This window comes from Chlorobium sp. (genome assembly GCF_049593655.1).
GTDB lineage: Bacteria > Bacteroidota > Chlorobiia > Chlorobiales > Chlorobiaceae > Chlorobium.
Window position 1 is genome coordinate 1 of record NZ_JBAWHG010000037.1, and the last position, 2300, is coordinate 2300.

The following is a 2300-nucleotide window of genomic DNA, read 5'->3' on the forward strand; positions in this document are numbered from 1 at the left end:
GTGCTGCTTGGTGTTCGCGTAGGCTTCTAAGCCTGCCTGGCTTCTGTCAGACAACAAACGTGGAAAAGGAGGCTTCGGCCTCCTTTTCTGTTTTCCGGCCGGACAAAGCGGCGCATATCGGCCATCACGCCCGCTCAGGCTTCGTCCAGGCCCAGCCAGCCCCGGACATCGGCGAGCACCCGTTCGTTCAGCTGCGATCCCTGACGGGATATGGGAGGAGCGGGAACCTTGCCGACATGCCGCATGATCTGCAGAAAATCCAGAATACCTCTGCTCACGCTTTCGTAATCTGCGTCCAGATCTTCGTACCAGACCTCATGCACCTGCAGATTCGCCGTTCTGACGAGAAGCTCCCATCCGTAATCGTTCAGAGCGACAAGACTCAGTGCCGAAAGTATCTCGGGCAGAGATATATCGCCGCTCTCCAGTGTTCTGACCTTTGCCTCATCCTCGGAAGACCATGCCCCGCTCTTGCTTGCGATCGCGAAGGAGATCGCCTGACGCAGCCGGTTCCGCCTTCTCAGCCATATATGTCTGTCGAAAGCCCCTACAAAGTCGATCATACTGTGATGCAGTCTGTTGCACGAAAATTTCGCCAGAAGCTGGGAGTAGTGGAGCTGCATGCCGAATACGCCGTTCGGCGATGTCCTGCGACGTATCATCCTCTCCAGAAAACCCTCGAAGGTGAGATCGGGCGGTCCTTTTGTCCTGCGCTCAAGCTCGAGCAGATGCCGGTTGAAAAACTCGAGCGGGTCTCCGGCCATACCGGTTTCGAACAGCATACGACTGACCAGGGTGCTTCCGGAACGAGGACTCCCGAGAATCAGATACTTCATGCCGGGCGGAGTCGATTCCGGAAAATCCCGTCCGGAGCTCAGTTCCATGATGTTTTTTTTGCTCGTCAGCGACTTGCCTGTCTGCATATCTTCATGAAAAAATAGCGAGTTACCGTATCACCTACATATGGAATGCCGCCATCAATGCCGAAAAACGGAAAACAGGCAGTTCACTTCCGGTCGCCGGAAAATTCCTTGAATGGCACCGGTAATATACGCAGTTTGCCGTATCGCCAAACATCCGGAGTCCGATGAAATTGCAGAATCATTCACCCTCCGGTTTCAGGCAAAAGCATATATTGCAATAAGCATGCCTGTTTTTTCAGAAACATACGGTTCAATTATTCTGACGCTCTTATGGCATATTTCTCCCTCGAGGCCGAATCAATCGAAATCATCCGCGAAGCGGTTGCCGCATCGGGAAATCCTGTGATGCTCTATTCAATAGGCAAGGACTCCTCCGTCATGCTCCATCTTGCCCGCAAGGCTTTTTATCCTGCGCCTCCTCCCTTTCCTCTCATGCATGTCGATACCGGCTGGAAATTCAGCGCCATGTACACGCATCGTGACCGTATGGCCTCCGAAAGCGGCATGCCGCTGCTGGTGTACACGAATACCCGAGAGGAGGCCGCAGGCATCAATCCGTTCATTCACGGCAGCAATTACCATACCGATGTCATGAAAACGCAGGCACTCAAGCAGGCTCTCGACCAATATGGTTTCGATGTGGTGTTCGGCGGCGCTCGCCGTGACGAAGAAAAAAGCCGTGCAAAAGAGCGGATTTTCTCTTTCAGATCCCGGGGCCATCGATGGGACCCCAAGGTTCAGCGTCCGGAACTCTGGTCGCTCTACAACACCCGCATTCATGCCGGGGAAAGCATCCGGGTGTTTCCTTTGAGCAACTGGACCGAACTGGATATCTGGCACTACATTCACGACGAAGCGATCCCTGTCGTTCCGCTCTACCTCGCGGCGGAACGACCCGTGGTCAAACGGGGCGGGCAGTGGATCATGGTGGACGACACCCGATTTCCTTTTGAACCCGGCGAAAGGCCCTGCATGAAAAAGGTGCGCTTCAGAACGCTCGGATGCTGGCCGCTGACGGCGGCAATCGAGTCCGATGCCGATACGCTGGATGCGGTAATTGCGGAAACCTTCCATGCCCGAAGTTCGGAGCGGCAGGGCCGCCTGATTGATTCCGATGAACCCGGATCGATGGAAAAGAAAAAACAGGAGGGCTATTTCTGATGCCGGGATTGCGTGCACAACAGGATATCGCCTCTTTACGGGAAACCGGCGGCAGGAGGGAAATGCTCCGTTTCATTACCTGCGGAAGTGTTGACGATGGAAAGAGCACCCTGATCGGTCGACTGCTTTTTGAAAGCAAAAACATTTATGACGACCAGCTCTGTTCACTTGAAAGCGATTCCCGCCAGTACGGAACCCAGGGCGAGAAAATCGATC

2 protein-coding genes and 1 pseudogene are annotated in these 2300 nt (G+C 54.3%); 2 read left to right on the plus strand and 1 reads right to left on the minus strand.

The window, feature by feature from the left end; all coding sequences use genetic code 11:
* Positions 1-134: 134 nt before the first annotated feature.
* Entirely contained in the window at positions 135-923 is a 789-nt protein-coding gene (locus tag WBP50_RS06220; protein ID WP_423932496.1) for a Stf0 family sulfotransferase, read from the minus strand.
* A 270-nt stretch (positions 924-1193) separates the two neighbouring features.
* On the opposite strand from WBP50_RS06220, the gene cysD reads away from it, so the two are divergent.
* Together cysD and WBP50_RS06230 are read left to right on the plus strand one after the other, a co-directional pair.
* Positions 1194-2084 carry a sulfate adenylyltransferase subunit CysD gene (gene cysD, locus WBP50_RS06225; protein WP_423932498.1) on the plus strand — a complete coding sequence of 297 codons (891 nt, stop codon included), beginning with the start codon at positions 1194-1196 and terminating at the stop codon, positions 2082-2084.
* Positions 2084-2300 (plus strand): annotated as a pseudogene (locus WBP50_RS06230) (adenylyl-sulfate kinase); the annotation flags it as partial. The gene cysD and the pseudogene WBP50_RS06230, both read left to right, overlap by 1 nt.

Coding starts and splice junctions, on each gene's coding strand:
- WBP50_RS06220 (WP_423932496.1), bottom strand. CDS start 923: ATGCAGACAGGCAAGTCGCTGACGAGCAAAAAAAACATCATGGAACTG.
- cysD (WP_423932498.1), top strand. CDS start 1,194: ATGGCATATTTCTCCCTCGAGGCCGAATCAATCGAAATCATCCGCGAA.